Annotated in this window: 18 protein-coding genes; 10 read left to right on the top strand and 8 right to left on the bottom strand. The window is 69.2% G+C overall.

Features of this window, described 5'->3' with window-relative positions; all coding sequences use genetic code 11:
- Nucleotides 1–5 precede the first annotated feature (5 nt).
- Nucleotides 6–455, bottom strand: a complete 450-nt coding sequence (locus tag OG202_RS02620) for an SDR family NAD(P)-dependent oxidoreductase (RefSeq protein WP_443052191.1) — start codon at nt 453–455, stop codon at nt 6–8.
- A 32-nt stretch (nt 456–487) separates the two neighbouring features.
- Between OG202_RS02620 and OG202_RS02615 the strand changes: the two genes are divergently transcribed.
- Together OG202_RS02615 and OG202_RS02610 are read left to right on the top strand one after the other, a co-directional pair.
- The gene (locus OG202_RS02615; RefSeq protein ID WP_328224641.1) at nt 488–808 is read left to right on the top strand and encodes an acyl-CoA-like ligand-binding transcription factor; all 321 of its coding nucleotides are present in this window, start codon (nt 488–490) and stop codon (nt 806–808) included.
- A gap of 371 nt (nt 809–1,179) precedes the next feature.
- Nucleotides 1,180–1,935 carry an SDR family NAD(P)-dependent oxidoreductase gene (locus tag OG202_RS02610; protein ID WP_327731666.1) on the top strand — a complete coding sequence of 252 codons (756 nt, stop codon included), beginning with the start codon at nt 1,180–1,182 and terminating at the stop codon, nt 1,933–1,935.
- Nucleotides 1,936–2,122: 187 nt separating this feature from the next.
- Here OG202_RS02610 and OG202_RS02605 read toward each other — a convergent pair whose 3' ends face one another.
- The 4 genes from OG202_RS02605 to OG202_RS02590 all read right to left on the bottom strand — a co-directional run bounded on the left by OG202_RS02605 (nt 2,123) and on the right by OG202_RS02590 (nt 4,989).
- Complete coding sequence (locus tag OG202_RS02605) at nt 2,123–2,455, bottom strand: hypothetical protein (RefSeq protein WP_328222250.1); 333 nt, start codon at nt 2,453–2,455, stop codon at nt 2,123–2,125.
- A gap of 174 nt (nt 2,456–2,629) precedes the next feature.
- Nucleotides 2,630–3,154, bottom strand: a complete 525-nt coding sequence (locus tag OG202_RS02600; protein ID WP_327731668.1) for a hypothetical protein — start codon at nt 3,152–3,154, stop codon at nt 2,630–2,632.
- Nucleotides 3,155–3,223: 69 nt separating this feature from the next.
- On the bottom strand, nt 3,224–3,748 hold the full coding sequence (locus tag OG202_RS02595) for a hypothetical protein (protein WP_327731669.1): 525 nt from the start codon (nt 3,746–3,748) through the stop codon (nt 3,224–3,226).
- A 227-nt stretch (nt 3,749–3,975) separates the two neighbouring features.
- Nucleotides 3,976–4,989 (bottom strand): NADP-dependent oxidoreductase, encoded by a 1,014-nt coding sequence (locus OG202_RS02590; protein ID WP_327731671.1) that lies wholly within the window; start codon nt 4,987–4,989, stop codon nt 3,976–3,978.
- 809 nt (nt 4,990–5,798) lie between these two features.
- Between OG202_RS02590 and OG202_RS02585 the strand changes: the two genes are divergently transcribed.
- Together OG202_RS02585 and OG202_RS02580 are read left to right on the top strand one after the other, a co-directional pair.
- The gene (locus OG202_RS02585; RefSeq protein ID WP_327727479.1) at nt 5,799–6,860 is read left to right on the top strand and encodes an alkene reductase; all 1,062 of its coding nucleotides are present in this window, start codon (nt 5,799–5,801) and stop codon (nt 6,858–6,860) included.
- A gap of 159 nt (nt 6,861–7,019) precedes the next feature.
- Nucleotides 7,020–7,841 (top strand): alpha/beta hydrolase, encoded by an 822-nt coding sequence (locus tag OG202_RS02580; protein WP_327731672.1) that lies wholly within the window; start codon nt 7,020–7,022, stop codon nt 7,839–7,841.
- 316 nt (nt 7,842–8,157) lie between these two features.
- Here OG202_RS02580 and OG202_RS02575 read toward each other — a convergent pair whose 3' ends face one another.
- Nucleotides 8,158–8,625, bottom strand: coding sequence for a winged helix-turn-helix transcriptional regulator (locus OG202_RS02575; RefSeq protein ID WP_326585175.1), 468 nt, complete (start codon nt 8,623–8,625; stop codon nt 8,158–8,160).
- A gap of 104 nt (nt 8,626–8,729) precedes the next feature.
- On the opposite strand from OG202_RS02575, the gene OG202_RS02570 reads away from it, so the two are divergent.
- The 6 genes from OG202_RS02570 (at nt 8,730) to OG202_RS02545 (ending at nt 12,996) form a co-directional block, all read left to right on the top strand.
- Nucleotides 8,730–9,230 carry a PaaI family thioesterase gene (locus tag OG202_RS02570; protein ID WP_326585176.1) on the top strand — a complete coding sequence of 167 codons (501 nt, stop codon included), beginning with the start codon at nt 8,730–8,732 and terminating at the stop codon, nt 9,228–9,230.
- A gap of 205 nt (nt 9,231–9,435) precedes the next feature.
- A complete protein-coding gene (locus OG202_RS02565; RefSeq protein ID WP_326585177.1) occupies nt 9,436–10,029 on the top strand; it encodes a TetR/AcrR family transcriptional regulator in 594 nt (197 codons plus the stop codon).
- Nucleotides 10,030–10,084: 55 nt separating this feature from the next.
- Nucleotides 10,085–10,285 carry a hypothetical protein gene (locus tag OG202_RS02560; RefSeq protein ID WP_327731674.1) on the top strand — a complete coding sequence of 67 codons (201 nt, stop codon included), beginning with the start codon at nt 10,085–10,087 and terminating at the stop codon, nt 10,283–10,285.
- Nucleotides 10,282–10,623: a hypothetical protein gene (locus OG202_RS02555; RefSeq protein ID WP_327731675.1), complete on the top strand. Its 342-nt coding sequence runs from the start codon at nt 10,282–10,284 to the stop codon at nt 10,621–10,623. Before OG202_RS02560 ends, OG202_RS02555 begins: the two co-directional genes overlap by 4 nt.
- Nucleotides 10,624–10,730: 107 nt before the next feature.
- Nucleotides 10,731–11,225: a PaaI family thioesterase gene (locus OG202_RS02550; protein WP_326585180.1), complete on the top strand. Its 495-nt coding sequence runs from the start codon at nt 10,731–10,733 to the stop codon at nt 11,223–11,225.
- 244 nt (nt 11,226–11,469) lie between these two features.
- Nucleotides 11,470–12,996 carry an MFS transporter gene (locus tag OG202_RS02545; RefSeq protein ID WP_328222249.1) on the top strand — a complete coding sequence of 509 codons (1,527 nt, stop codon included), beginning with the start codon at nt 11,470–11,472 and terminating at the stop codon, nt 12,994–12,996.
- 572 nt (nt 12,997–13,568) lie between these two features.
- Here OG202_RS02545 and OG202_RS02540 read toward each other — a convergent pair.
- A complete protein-coding gene (locus tag OG202_RS02540) occupies nt 13,569–14,156 on the bottom strand; it encodes a GtrA family protein (protein ID WP_326585182.1) in 588 nt (195 codons plus the stop codon).
- A 337-nt stretch (nt 14,157–14,493) separates the two neighbouring features.
- Complete coding sequence (locus tag OG202_RS02535) at nt 14,494–15,300, bottom strand: response regulator transcription factor (RefSeq protein WP_328222248.1); 807 nt, start codon at nt 15,298–15,300, stop codon at nt 14,494–14,496.
- Between the last annotated feature and the right edge of the window lie 110 nt (nt 15,301–15,410).

Below are 15,410 nucleotides of genomic sequence, written 5' to 3'. Positions count from 1 at the left end.
TGCTTTCAGCCGCGCACACTCATGCCGCCGTCGATCGACCAGGCCTGGCCGCTGATCCACGCCGCGTCGTCGGAGAAGAGGAAGGCGACGGCGCCGGCCAGGTCGGCGGGCTCGCCCAGCCGCGGGCTGCGGGCGTACTGCAATGCCATGGCCTGCAACGGCTGGTCGTCCTGGCGTTGTTGGGTCTCGCCCATGACCAGGCCTGGGGCGACGGCATTGCAGCGGATGCCTTCCTTGCCCCAGCGGGAGGCGATGTGGCGGGTCAGCGCGTTGATCCCGGCTTTGGAGGCGGCGTACGCGGGCCGCGTGGGCTCGCCGCCCCAAGCCGCGCCGGAGGAGGTGTTGACGATGACGCCGCCGCCCTGACCCAGCAGGTGCGGGAGGACCGCGCGGCAGGTCAGGGCGTAGCCGAGCAGGTTCACGTCGTGGGTGCGGCGCCACACGGCCGGGTCCATCTCCAGCAGGTCGACGTCACGACTGGACGGCGCTGCGTCACGGGCTGGACGTCGCCCTCAAGCACTACCGTCAGGACCCGGACCGGGCTCTGACGATGACCCGGCTCGTCCGCGACACGCCCGCCCTGTGCGCCCGGCAGATGGAGAAGCAGCGCGGCTGGTGGCCTGCCCTGGCCAATGCGCTTGGCGAGCGCGCCAATTCCCCACGGCCTCTGCCGCTGGCCGCCTCTGTGAAGGCCGCCGTCGCGCTGGACTGTCTCAATATCGCTCTCGACCACTGGACCGCCTCCGACGGTCGCCTTGACCTCGTCGACCTGCTGGACCAGGCATTCGCCGCGCTCAGCCCCCGCTGATGCGATGAAGCCCGGGCCGACCGAGGCCTTGGGGAGTTCAATCGCAGCAGCAGTGTCACTGTCACCTTCCGCGCAACAGTGATGACGACTGCGCCTGCCCCTTCCGCGGCGCCCGCCTGTCAATGGCGTTGATTCCCGCTGGACAGCAGCTCGCCGCCCACCTTGTGCAGAACCGCGTGCTGTCGCCGGTCGATGAGTCGCTGGCTCAGGGCGGCCGAACGGTGTCGTCGGCCTGCCATCGCGTCAAGCAACTGATGACCAGACCCTTACTTGACTCATGTTTACGTGTTTGAAATCCAGTTGCTAGTCTGACACTCAGTTCCACGCATGGAAGCGTGAGTTACTTCCCCCCAACGCAGGCTGGAGTTGCGATGTCCACCCCACTGAACGGCAAGACCGCACTGGTCACCGGGTCCACGAGCGGTATCGGCCGCGCCATTGGCGACGTACTGGCCAACCGTGGTGTCCATGTCATCGTCTCCGGGCGCAATACCGAGCGCGGCGCGCGAGCCGTCGCCGAGATCCGGGAAGCAGGTGGCAAGGCCGACTTCGTACAGGCAGATCTGACGTCTGCGGACAGCGCGCGGACCCTGGCCGAGCAGGCGCGATCAGTCACAGGCCAGATCGACATACTCGTCAACAACGCGGGCGTGTTCCCTGAGGGCGCCACCGCCGATACGACGGAGGAGCTCTTCGACGCGGTGTACAACACCAACGTCAAGGCGCCGTTCTTCCTGGTGGCCGAACTTGTTCCGGGCATGGTTGAGCGCGGCGGCGGCGCGGTGGTCAACGTCAGCTCGTTCGTCGCGGACAAGGCCGCTCCGGACCGTGTCGCCTACTCCTCCAGCAAGGCCGCTCTCAACAACCTCACCAAGGCGTGGGCGAAGCAGTACGGTCCGTCAGGCGTGCGTGTGAACTCGGTCGCACCCGGCGCTGTCGTGCCCGAAGAAGTGCAGGCCGCGATCGCCGATGATCCCCGGGCCGCCGCAGCAGTGGACGCTGTTCCCGCCCGTCGTTTCGGCCTGCCGCGCGAGATCGCCGAAGCCGTCGCATACCTCGCCTCCGATGACGCCGCCTTCGTTCATGGCGCGTTCCTGAATGTCGACGGAGGCGCAAGCGTGGCCTGATCGGCGTCAGGCGACCTGCGCCGCCGTTCGACGTCTACGACGCAGGCGCCACGATCCTGGTGAACACCTTCGCCGCGCCCGGGCTCTGGCTCGTCGACAGTGCGAACATCTCCCGTACGCGGCGTTGGCTGCGTCTGGTCGCCGGCATCCGAAGCAGGTGGTGCGGCGGATGCCGGCTGCGGCAGGTTCAGGAGGTCGGGCCGCAGTTCAGTGCGGCGGGGTCGATCGTTCCGCGCTGCACCTTCGCGTCGTGGGGCTCGTTGAGACCGGCGTTGGTGATGTAGAGCCGGTTTCCCCGTACCGCGGTGGAGGTGGGGGAAGCGAGGCCGTCCTTGGCCGTCAGGACGGTCTCGGTGGTCCCGTCGGGGTGGACGAGCGCGACCTGGTTGAGGCCGTTCTGCGCGGCGAAGACCACGTCGGAGCGGTCGTTGAGGAAGGTGAAGTCGTCAACGCCGGTGAGGCTGCTGGTGACGGTGTGGATACGGCCGGGGGCGCCGGGGGCGGTGACCGGGATCCGCAACAGGGTGCCCTTCGCCAGGTTGGAAACCCAGACGGCACCCTTGTGGAAGCGGAGCCCGTTCGCACCGAAGGGGGCGGACGGGTTTGCCGCGAGGGCGGCGTCGGTCAGCCATGCGGTCGCCGTTCCTCCGGAGGACGGGACAGACCATACGGTGGCCTTGTTGCTGTCGGCCGCTTACAGGGTGCGTCCGGTCGGGTCGAGGGCCAGGCCGTTGGGAAGGCCGTCGGTGGGCAGGGCGGCGACGCGGCGCGGGGTGCCGCCGGGAGGCAGCTTCCATACGCCGGCGCGGGATGCGTCGGACGAGGCCACGTTGTAGTAGATGACACCCTTGCGGTCGCGCGTGTTGCCGGTGAATGTGTCGCCCTGCTGCCCGGCGACGATCACCTTGCTGCGCCCGGACGGGTCGATCCGCACCAGCGCCGGACGCTTGCCCGCCACGCTGCCCAGCATGGAGACGGTCAGCGAGTTGTCCGGGTTGGCGGTGATGTTCTCCGGGGAGTCGCCGGCGGTGAAGTCGAAGGAGGCGAGAGTCTTCACGTCGGTGACGACCGGCTTCGGGGAGGTCGCCTCCGTCTCGGCGGACGCGTACGGCGCCGACATGAGGACGGTCGCACTCACGACGATCGCCGTCGCGAGTCCGAACCGCTTCTGCAGGGGGGTTGCTGCGGTGGTTGATGTGGAGATTTCCATGTGGTTCATCGCACTTTTCTTCGAGAGGCGCACAGGTGGCCGCGCGTGAGGTGGGACAGGAGAAGGGATGGCGCCGGGTCAGTCGCTCAAGTCGGCTCCGGACAGGCGTACTTCCTCGATGTCGAGGTAGGCCTGCACCTGGCGCAGCACGGTGTCGTCGATGTGGTGCTCGTCGCGGAGTCGGACGACCGTGGCGCGCTTGCGGGTGAGGAGCGCGAGGCGCAGCGCGGTGTAGTCCTCCTTGTGTCGCAGGACCACGCCGTCGGTGTCGTCGCCGGCGGCCCGCACGACGCGCAGGTGGGTCTCGTACTCGCGGCGCGACCATTCGGCGACCTCCGGGGCGGTGCCGAGGTCGGCGGCCACGTCCGGCAGCGCCTTGAGGGCCTCCTCGGCGGCGGTGGTCTCGGCGAGGGAGTGCTCCTCCTCGGCGGAGGTGTCGTGGGGCAGGCGGGCCCAGCGGACCACGCGGGGCAGGAGCAGGCCCTGCACCACCAGGGTCAGCATGATGACGCCGGAGGTCACGAAGACGATCACGTCGCGGTCGGGAAAGGGGGCGCCGGAGTCGAGCGCCTCCGGTACCGACAGCGCCACGGCCAGTGACACCGTGAGCACACTCCTGACACGCGTCGGGTGCGAGGGCTCGACCATGGCTCGGGGCGGCGTAGAGCCGTGTGGCGCCCTGTGTCGCGAGCCGTAGGGCATGCGCAATGGCACCGAGACGACGCCTGCGGCGGCGGCTCCGCGCGAGCGTAGTCGCCATCGGGTCGCCGACGGCGGCGTCGCCCCCTCCGGTGACCGTGCCGGACGGAGGGGCTGTGGCCGGCCTGGTCTCAGTGGTTGTCGGGCTCCATCGAGACCACGACCTTGCCGGCCTTGGTGCGGCCCTGCTCGACGTGCGCCATCGCCTTGAGTGTCTGGTCGAACGGGAAGGTGCTGTCGATGACCGGGCGGAGCTTCCCGCTGTCGTAGAGGGCGCTGAGTTTGCGCAGTTGGGAGCCGTTGGCCTGCATGAAGAAGAACTGGTAGCGCACACCCAGTGCTTTGGCCTGCTTACGGATCTTGCGGCTGAGCGTGTTCATGACCAGACCCATGAAGGAGGGGGTGCCGAGCTGCTTGGCGAAGCCGGCGTCCGGGGGGCCGACGACACTGATGGCCAGGCCGCCGGGCTTCAGCACGGTCAGCGATTTCTCGAGGTTGGCTCCGCCCAGGGAGTCCAGCACCAGGTCGTAGCCGGACAGTACCTTCGAGAAGTCTTCCTTGGTGTAGTCGACGACGATGTCGGCGCCGAGGCTCCTGACCAACTGCTCGGTCTTGGTGTCCGTGGTCGTCGCCACGGTGGCGCCGAGGTGCTTGGCGAGCTGGATGACCGTCGAGCCGAGGCCGCCGGCGCCGGCGTGGATGAGCACCTTCTGACCCGGCTTCACGTGGGCACGGTCGACGAGGACCTGCCAGGCGGCCAAGGCCACCAGCGGCACGGCGGCTGCCTCTTGGAGGGTGAGCGAGGCCGGCTTGGGCGCGACATCGTCCATGTCGATCGCGATGAACTCCGCGAAGCCGCCGATCCGCAGGTCGCGCGGACGGGCGTAGACCTCGTCACCGACTTCGAAGCCGCGTACGGCGGAGCCGACCCGCGTCACGACGCCGGCCACGTCGTGGCCGAGCGTGAAGGGGCGTTTGTACTTCATGAGCTGTTTGAACTCCCCGTTGCGAACCATTTTGTCCAACGGGTTGATACTGGCGGCGCTCACGCTGATCAGGACGTCGCGGTCCCCGACGGCGGGCTCGGGTACCTCTGCGGCGCGCGTGCCGTCCTTGCCGTACTTCTCGACGACGAATGCCTTCATGTCGGCCGCCCTTCTGTGTGGGTGTTCTGGTAGTCGATCTGATTCTTCGCGCAGGTCCCCCCTGCGCGCCCGTTTCTCGCGTGCGGCCGGGTTGATGTGCTGGTCATGACGCTATCGGCTGAGTGTAGAAAAGTAAACTCAGGTGGAGTTGGGGTCACCCTCATGGGCGCGAGGACTGAAGCCCTTCAGGGCGCCGGTATGCGGCGCGCACGTCGACACCCGGATCCGCCGCGAACGGGGTCACGCCGTGCTGGGGGAGGGCATGGAGAGTGCCCCCGGCCCCGCATTTCGTATGGGGCCCGCCGGGCGGGCTGAGCGCGGTTGCGCCAGAAGTTCGTGGTGAGCTCGGTTCGTCCCTGGGTGCTTGAGCCTGTACGGGGCGAGTCGAGGGCTGTCGAGCCGGAGGCCGCGCTGCTCGCCCCCAAGCGGCCGGGGGGGTGATCCGACACCGGTCGGAGGGGGCTCGCGGCGTGTTCGGCGTATCTGCAGCGTGCGGGTCTCCGTAGAGGTGTCGTTCGCCGTGCCCGCGCGCGCCCGCTGTGAGGGCGGTTCGCGAAACCGTTCACGGTGATCATGCGCCCGGGGGGTCTCCGTCCGAAGCTGATCGGCCGCCGGCCCTGTAGCCCGCATGCACGTCGAGCAGTCTCCGGCCGCGGGCGGTGGCTGACGGTGGCGGGCCGTTGACTGGATCGTTTTAGATGTCTATCGTAATCTAAAGCGAGGCCGACGCTTTGGCCCCTACTCATCCGCGGGGCAGGCAGCCCGCCACCCCGCAGCCCCCACTCACCCTTTATTCTGAGGAAACATCCATGTCGAACGCCCTGTGGAACCCGATCGTCGCCGGGGAGATCTCCCTGCCGCACCGGCTGGCGATGGCCCCCCTGACGCGGGACCGGTCCACACCGGAAGGCATACCCACCGAGCTGAACGCCGAGTACTACGCCCAGCGTGCCTCGCACGCCCTCATCATCACCGAGGGCACCCAGCCCAACGCCGACGGCCAGGGCTACCTGCTCACCCCCGGCATCTACTCCGAGGAACACGTCGCCGGGTGGCGCAAGGTCACCGACGCCGTGCACGAGGCCGACGGACGCATCGTCATCCAGCTCATGCACGCCGGACGGATGTCCCACCCCGACAACACCCCCCACCACCGGCAGCCGGTCGCCCCCTCCCCGGTCCAGCCGGCGGGCACCATGTTCACCCCGTCCGGCCCTCAGGAGATGCCGGTACCGCGTGAGCTGTCCACCGAGGAGGTCGCCGCGACGGTCGAGGACTACCGGCGCGCCGCGGCGGCCGCCATCGCGGCCGGCGCCGACGGCGTCGAGATCCACGGCGCCAACGGCTACCTCGTGCATCAGTTCCTCGCCACCAACACCAACCGGCGCACCGACCGTTACGGCGGCTCCCTCGACAACCGCATCCGCTTCGCCGTCGAGGTCGCCACCGCCGTGGCCGAGGAGATCGGCGCCGGCCGCACCGGCTTCCGGATCTCTCCCGGCAACCCGTTCAACGACATCGCGGAGAGCGACACCCACGAGCTGTACCCGGCACTCGTGCGCGCCCTCGCCCCGCTCGACCTCGCCTACCTGCACATCGTCCACGGCGGCGACGACGAACCCCTGCACACCCTGCGCAAGTTGTGGCCGACCACCTTGGTTCTCAACCGGGCCGGCACCGACATCGCCACCCGCGCCAAGGACGTCGAAGACGGCATCGCCGACATCGTCACCGTCGGCACGATGGCACTCGCCAACCCCGACCTGGTCGAGCGCGTACGCACCGGCGCCCCCCTCAACACCCCCGACCCCGCCACCTTCTACGGCGGCGGCGAGGCCGGCTACACCGACTACCCCACCCTCACCGCCTGACAAACCCCGGCCATACCGGTCCCGGCGGGCCGGTATGCCCAGACGGCCCCATGGAGGTACCACCTGTCTGAGCACACTGCCGCTGAACTGAGCCCGGAAGCGATCGAGTTCGCGGACTTTATGGCCGGACTGGCGCTACCCGCGTCCGAGTTGGATGCGATGCGCATCGTGTCGGAGGGCGTCCATCTCACCGCCCGGGAGCCGGAAGGCGTCACCTATCGGGAGGTGGACGCGGGTGGCGTGCCGGGAATCTGGTGCGAACCCGTCGACGCCGACACCGACTACGTCCTCCTGCACGGTCACGCCGGGGGCTCCGTTCTGTCGTCGGCGTTCGTCGACCGAAAGCTCGCCGGCCACATCGCCAAGGCCGTCGGGGCCCCGGTACTGGTCCTGGACTTCCGGCGGGCACCGGAACACAAGTACCCGGCTCAGGTGGACGACGCGGAGGCGGCCTTCAACTGGCTGCTCTCCGAAGGGTATGAGCCGGGGAACATCATCACGATCGGCCACTCGATCGGCGGGTTCATCGCCGTCGCCCTGGCGCTTCGCCTCCGCGACAAGAAGCAGCCCCTGCCCGGCGCCATCGTGTCGATTTCACCCTGGTGCGACCTCGAGATCGCCAACGAGACCATGGTGACCAACGCCGGGACGGACAAGATTCTCAGCAAGGAACTGCTGGAGTTCTTCCGGGACGCCTGGATCGGCGGCACGGGCATCGAGGTCACGGACACCCGGATCAATCTGAACCGGGCGGACCTGAGCGGTCTGCCCCCGACTCTCGTCTCCTGGGGCACGTACGAGGTCCTGGCCGGCGAGGACGAGGAGTTCGCCGCCCGCGTCAAGGACGCCGGAATCGACACGGCGACCGTGGTGGTCCCGGGAGGCCAGCACTCGTACGTCTACGGTGCCGGCCGGGTTCCGGAGGTCGACGCCGCCCTCGCACGGATCGGCGCGTGGGTCCGGGAGAAGACGAAGATCTGACCGAGCGGGTACGGGCGCGGTGGACGCAAGCTCCGCGCGCCTGCCGGATCGGGACGGTGGACGGACGCCGACATGGCCTGCGGTGGCGCGCAGGTTCGCGACGCCCGCGATCTCGTCCCGGTCCGGCCTTCGCCCAGGAACGCCAGGACAGGACGGCGGCGACGGCGAAGGTGCAGGACCTGCGAGCGGAGCGCCCATCGAGTTCGGTTCGGCGGCGCGCCGAAGTCGATCGTGTCGAGGGGCAACGGGCGGCGGCGTACACGGCACTCGGCTGATGTCTCACCGCAGTCTGGCCGGCGACCGAGAGGTCGATGACTCACGAGCGGAGGCGGGCGCCCTTCCCCAGCCGGGCGGTGACTTCACGGGGAGTCAGGGCGGAGTGCTCCACGGAGCACTCGACGACGACGCGGACCGGGGCGTCGCAGTCGGTGTGGCGGACGTCCAGGACAGGACCCTCCGAGCCGAGGGTGTATGCCTCGCCCCACTGGGTGAGGGCCATCAGGACGGGCCACAGGTCCCAGCCCTTGCGGGTCAGGCGGTATTCGTTGCGGGAGCGACTGCCGGGCTCCTGGTAGGGGACCGTCTTCAGGATGCCGGCCGAGGTCAGCTTGCGGAGGCGGTCGCTGAGGACGGCCTCGGACAGGCCGATGTGGCGGTGGAAGTCGTCGAAGCGGCGGACCCCGTTGACGGCGTCACGCAGGATCAGCAGCGTCCATTTCTCCCCGATCACGTCGAGCGTGCGCTGGACGGGGCAGTTCTCCGTGCTCGCCTCAAGCCACTCCATACCGCCATCGTAAGGGTCTGCCTTCGGCATTGACAGTCAGGTGGACAAAAGTCTAGCTTCGCTTGAAAAAGTCAGCTGACAGTCAGAGGGAAGGGCGCTGGACCGTGGGGCGAACGCGTACGTATCACTGGGACGATCCCGCGATCTCGGCGGAGGCCGCCGGGAGCATGGCCGGGATCGACTTCCTGCGCGAGGTGCAGGCGGGGCGGCTGCCGAGGGCGCCGATCAGCCACACCGTCGACTTCGCCCTGGACGAGGTGGAGCCCGGCAGGGCGGTCTTCTCGCTGACGCCGGGGGAGGAGCACTACAACCCGATCGGCAGCGTCCACGGCGGTATCTTCGCCACCCTGCTCGACTCGGCGGCGGGCTGCGCCGTCCAGTCCACCCTCCCGCAGGGCATGGCGTACACCTCGCTCGACCTGACGGTGAAGTTCCTGCGGCGGGTCACCGTGGACACGGGCCCGGTGCGCGCCATCGGCACGGTCGTCAGCAAGGGTCGCCAAACCGCCCTCGCCCAGGCCCAGTTGGTCGATGCGAAGGACCGTCTCCTCGCCCACGCCACCAGCAGCTGCATGCTCTTCCCGGTGCCCGCCCCTCGGGTGTGACTCCGCGTCCAAGAGGCGCAGAGCGCAGCCGCCTGCTCCGCAGACGCGTACGCGTCGGATCTCGGCGGACAGGAGCAGGGCGCTGGCGACGAGGCGGCGTCGGCCGTCACCGCTGTCGACTCTTTGGATTACGTTCGCAATACCATAGACTGGTGGAGTCGGTGAAGGGCAACCGGCCCTACCGGGCGGCGAAGGAGCATGCGCTGTGGTGCGGTACGCGAAGGAGCACAAGCAGGAGACGAGGCGGCGGATCATCGAGACGGCGGGCCGCCGGTTCAAGCAGGACGGCATCGACGGCTCCGGGGTCTCGACGCTGATGAAGGACGCGGGGCTGACCAATGGGGCCTTCTACGCTCATTTCGAATCCAAGGACGATCTCGTCACCACGGCGATCGCCGACCAGTTGAAGGCGCAGGCGGAGAGCGTCGTCGCGCGCGCTGCGCCCGGCCGCGCCGGACTCGAACAGATTGTGCGCGCGTACCTGTCGCCCCAGCACCGTGAAAGCCTTGGTGACGGCTGCCCCAATGCCGCGCTGCTCGACGAGATCGGGCGCTGCACCGACACGACCAGGCAGGCGTACACCGACGGCGTGCTCGTCCTCATCGACGGCATTGCCGCCCGTATGGCGCCCGAGGCCCCGTCCTCCGCACGTGTGAAGGCGCTCAGCCTCCTCGGCCTGATGGTCGGGACGCTGCAGCTTTCCCGCGCGTTGACCGACGTTCAACTCGCCCATGAGCTCCTCGATCAGGGGATAGACAACGTCCTCGCCCTGCTGGACGCCGGCGGGCAGCGCGTCTGACGAACCACATCCCCAGCCCCTGCTGGGCCTTCCAGGGGAGCAGCCCGACGCCGCCGTGATCGCGCTGATCGGCCCGAGGCCCGACCTCGACCTGGTCGCGGGGGAACCGGTCGGTACGGTCGCCTCCGCGCAGGCCGCCGTCGACGCCCTCAAGGGGATCGGCGCCATCACCTCCTGCGCCGCCGAGGTCGCGCTCCCGGTGGAGGGCACCTGGAAGAACTCGCGATCGGCGGCGCCCGCGTCGACGTCGTCGTGATCGCCCCGGCCGACGATGTGCCGCTGCTGTTCGTCGAGGTCGGCAACTGCACCGAGGAAGCCGCCCTCATCGCCGCGAAGTCCGACGAGTGCGCCTGGTTCTTCCAGCGGAAGGAGAGGGGCACCGACGGCATCGAGAAGCCGAGGTGCCGCACGCGCTGGTCCGCACCCGCCTGGGAGGGATACGAGCGTGTGCGCCCGCCTGTTCTGCTCGTCTTCCACCCGGTCGGCAAGCACTCCGCCAGGAGTCGGAGGGCGAAGGTCGCCGACCTCACCCGTCCGCACTGGCAAGGCGGTTGGGACCGCGAGGGCGGCTTCTACGTGAGACAGCACACCTAAGGCACTTCATCCCGCCATCGCTGTCACTGACTCTGACTTCATCATTGACAGTCAGAGGGTGCGTGGCTAGGTTCATTTCTCGAACTCAGATGGAGAAGGGCAGGATCGTGGGACGGACGCGCACGTATGAGTGGCAGGATCCCGCGATCGTGGGAGCAACCGCCGGCCGCACCTCCGGCGTTGAGGTGCTGCGCGACCTGCTCGAGCGACGCCTGCCCCCACCGCCCATCGTGGCCGCTCTGGACTTCGTCCTGGAGGAAGTGGAGGAGGGGCGCGTGGTCTTCTCGCTGGTCCCGGGCGAGGAGCACTACAACTCCATCGGCAGTGTGCACGGAGGGGTCTACGCCACCTTGCTCGACTCGGCGGCCGGCGGGGCAGTCCAGTCGACCCTGCCGCAGGGCATGGCATACACCTCGCTCGACCTGACCGTGAAGTTCCTCCGGCGGATCACCGTGGACACAGGCAAGGTCCGCGCCATCGGCACGGTCGTCAGCAGGGGACGCCAAACCGCTCTCGCCCAGGCCCAGTTGCTCGACGAGGCGGACCGCCTGCTCGCCCACGCCACCAGCAGTTGCATGCTCTTTCCCTTCCCCGCGCCCTGAACCGCGACAGGCATGTTCACCGCTCGCACCGGGCAGCGCTCCCGACCGGTTCCGGTTCCGGTTCCGGTTCCGGAACCGCGACCTCGGCGGACGGCCGTACCACCGCACGTACGCATCAATTCGCCCTGGCCGCATGCGGCGAGCCGCGCGTTCCGCACGCGGCCGCAGCCTTCCTGGTGACCGCCGTCCCTGCCGTCCCCGCCGCACCCGCCGTCCCCGGCTCAATCCGAAGGACTTCGAACCCATGAGCGCCGGCATCGGCAGTGCCCCCGTCCACGACTCCGCCCCCGCAGGGCGGCACAGGAGCGAGAAGGCCATCGTCTTGGCGCTGAGTCTCGCCGCCATGATCGTGTCGATGATGCTGACGCTGGTAGTGCCGATCCTCAGCCTGATCCAGAACAGCCTGCACACCACCGCCGCAGGCGCCAGTTGGGTCACCACCGCCACCCTGCTGTCCGCCGCCGTCCTCACGCCCCTGCTCGGCCGCTTCGGCGACCAGCACGGCAAAAAACCCACCCTCGTCGGGGTACTGCTGGTGCTGATCGCCGGCACCGTACTGGCAGCCACCACGCACTCCCTGCTGTGGCTGATCACCGGCCGGGTGCTGCAAGGCGCCGCCACTGCGATCTTCCCCCTCGCCCTGTCCGTCCTGCGCGATGAGGTCCGCCCGCAGAAACTCCCGGCGGCGCTGGCGATGGCCAGCGGTGCGTTCGCCTTCGGCAGCGGCTTCGCCCTGGTCGCCGCAGGTCTGCTCACAGCGGGTTCCCACCCCGACTACCGCAGCGTGTTCTGGCTGGCCACCGGGCTCGCCGTCGTCGTCCTCATCGCTGTCCTGACCCTCGTGCCGGCCACTCGCCACACCGCCGGTGGCCGAACCGACATCCTCGGCACCCTCACCCTCGCCACGACTCTCGTGCTGCTTCTGCTGCCGATCACCCAGGGACACGAGTGGGGCTGGTCCTCACCGAGTACGATCGGCTGCTTCGCCGGTGCCGCCGCCATGGCCGCCGTATGGGTGCTGGTCGAGCGGCAGGTGCCGGAACCGCTGGTCGACATGCGGATGTTCGCCCACCGGCCGGTGCTCTTCGCCAATCTCGCCGGGCTCCTGGTCGGCTACGGCACGTTCGTGTTCATCATCGGCGTGTCCTACCTGGTCCAGATGCCGTCGAGGGTCGCGGGTTACGGATTCGACGCGAGTGTGCTGCGCGCCTCGGTGGAGTACCTGCTGCCCAGCACCGTGGTGTCGCTGCTCGCCGCGCCCGTCGGCGGACAGTTGGTCCGCCGGCACGGTCCGCGGGCCGTCCTGGCGCTGGCCTCGGCGAGCGGCACCGCGGGCTTCGCCTGGCTCGCCCTGGACCACGGCCGTACTCCGTCAGTCATCGCGGCAGGCGCCTTCGTGGGCGCTGCCATCAGTCTCGGTTACGCGGCCATGCCGGCGATCATCGTGGCCGCCGTGCCGCAGCGCGAGAGCGGCATAGCCAACGGCATCAACTCCATCTCCCGCTCCACCGGCAGCGCCATCGGCAGCGCTGTGATCACCACCGTGCTGGCCTCCAAGAGCGTCGGGCACCTCCCTGCCGGCTCCCCTGCTCTGCCCGCCGAATCGCAGTTCACCCTCAGCTTCGTCCTCGCCGGGGCGGCCTTCGCGCTGATAGCACTGGTCGCCTGGTTCGGCCTGCGCCACATCCAGGTGGCACAGCACCATGCCGCCGAAGCAGCGGCGGACCGGGGTGCCGTGACCGAGTCAGAGGTGCTGCGGGGGAGCAGGTAGGAGGCCCGCCCGTACGGAGCGGAGCCCTGGCGCGGTGACGTCAGAACAGGGCTTTTGCCTTTGGCACCGCCTCTACACCGCCTCTGACGTCGCTGCGGACACCGTTGCTGCGAACCGTTCCTGCCGTGGCTGGCCGATCATCGTGCACCGCCGGGGCGGACCCTCCTTCGCGACCGGGGGCTGCCGGCGGAATGGTGCGGAACAGGGCGGGCTGTCAGAGAGGTGTGCGGTGTCGGCGCCGACGTGTCTGGACCGGCCCTTGCGGATTCGCAGATGAGGAACGTCGAACTGAGTCGCCGGCCGGCGGCGTTCTCCTGGTACGGCAGGTTCCGGCGGCCGACGAGCCGCACTCCAGCGAGCGCCGGCACCCCACGCCCGCGAACGCCCCCTTGCGGGGCCTCGTCACCTGCGAAGTGCTGCGCACGCGGGTCCCGGCGTCCCGGCGTAGCCGGGCGGGGACGAGTTGCACCGGCGTCGCGGGCTTCTCCCGGGCAGGCACAGGTCTCACAAGAGGGCGGGCGAGCCGAGGCCGAGGACGCGCGGCGATCGGGGACCGGCGCACCAGCGCACCCTCAGGACAGCGCCGGTGCCGGGAAGAGCACGGACACCTTGACGCCCGTTTCCCGTGCCGGCGCCGGGCTCATGGCCGGCACCGTGGTCCGGGTCCGGCCACCGGCGAAGACGAACACACGCAGCACCAGGAAACGCCCGATACCGGCGAGCCCGGCGGCGGTGAGGTAGACGACCTGCTCGTAGAGCACTCCGGCCGACGGCTGCACGAGGTGCAGGACGAGCACCGCGGTGGAGGTCACCCCGTAGGCGGCCATGGCCGACCCCGCTGACTGCCAGTGCCGCCGCCATCCTGCTCGCCCTGCCCCGAAGGTGAAGTGCGCGTGGAGCTCCGTACTGAGGAGAGTCGAGGCGACGGTGATCAGGGCATTCGCCACAGCCCAGGGCATCAGTCCGGCGAGCTCGACCACGGCAGTGCTGGACGCGGCCCCGACACCGCCGCCGAACAGGACGAACCGGGCGAAGGAGGCGAGTGGACCGGGAGCACCCGGGCTTCGTCGTGCGGCGGCCGTATCGGTGTCCGTCCGTTCCGCACCCCGCGCCTCGTCCGCTGCCCCAGGCGTCGTCTTCGGCAAGACCAGCGACTTCATGGGAAGTCCCCTTCGGCTGAGAGAGTTGCTGGGCCTCTTTGGTCGGCGGCTCCGCAGGACGCTGCGCACGCACGCTCGTTGAGACTTTTACATTACGACCGTACGATAATAAGCAGGGGGTCGGTCCACGGGCAAGGGTCTGGCCGGCTTTGGGATTATGACCGTACTCACATAAGTGGCGGGGGGAGCAGGCGCACCTCGGCGCACGCGCTCGGTGCGATGACCACTCCGCTGCCGCGAGGCCACCGACCCGGGGGAGAGACCGGTGGCCCGGCTACGGGGTGGCCGTCGCCTCCCCGATGTCGGCCATGGCCCGGCCCTCTCCCACCGCAAGCCCTCAAGCGTTGCCAAAACTCACAGACATCGCCCTCCGGCCAGACGCGGCGTTCTCGGCCCTGAGCGACAAGTGGTGTCGGGTTCCCTCAACAAAACCAGCTGGTCGTGCGGGTCTGACCAGTCCGATGTCGTAGGCGAAGATCACTGCCTGAACACGGTCCCGGGCGCCGATCTTGGCGAGGATGTGGCTGACGTGGGTCTTCACGGTGGATTCGGCCAGCGACAACCGTTCGCCGATCTCGAGGTTGCTCCAGCCGGAGGCGAGAGCGGTCAGCACCTCGCGCTCGCGCTGGGTGAGGGATGCACGTTCGCGCTGGGTGAGGGACTCGCGTTCGCGCTGGGTCAGGAAGGCGAGGCGCTGCTTCTGGCCCGGGGCGTGGCCGGGCAGACGGTCGGAGAGGACGTCGATGAGCTCGCGAGTCAGGCCGGGGGCGATGACCACGTCCCCGGCGGCCACGGACCGGATACCGGCGACGAGTTCGTCGGGCCGCGCGTCCTTCAGCAGAAATCCCCTGGCACCGGCGCGCAGGGCATCGCAGGCGTGCTCGTCGATGTCGAAGATGGTCAGGACCAGGACGTGGGAGCGGCCTCCGGACTCGATGATGCGGCGGGTGGCCTCGATGCCGTCCATGCCGGGCATCCGTACGTCCATGAGTACGACGTCGGGGCGAAGTTCGGCTGCTTTGCGGACCGCTTCCGCGCCGTGGGCGGCCTCGCCCACCACGGTCAGATCGGGGTGCTGTTCCAGAAGCATCCGGAATCCGAAGCGCTGCAGGGCGTGGTCGTCGACGATGAGAACGGTGGTCATGTCAAGTCTCCGTGTGGGCGGTAGTGGGGGTAGTGGGGGTGGTGGGGGTGGTGGGGGTGGTGGGGGCGAGAAGGGCAGGGACGGTCCTGTCGCCGCGGGAGCTGGGGCCC

It is taken from the genome of Streptomyces sp. NBC_00310 (assembly GCF_036208085.1).
In the GTDB taxonomy this organism is placed as follows: Bacteria; Actinomycetota; Actinomycetes; order Streptomycetales; family Streptomycetaceae; genus Streptomyces.
This window is presented reverse-complemented; position numbering and strand designations above follow the sequence as displayed.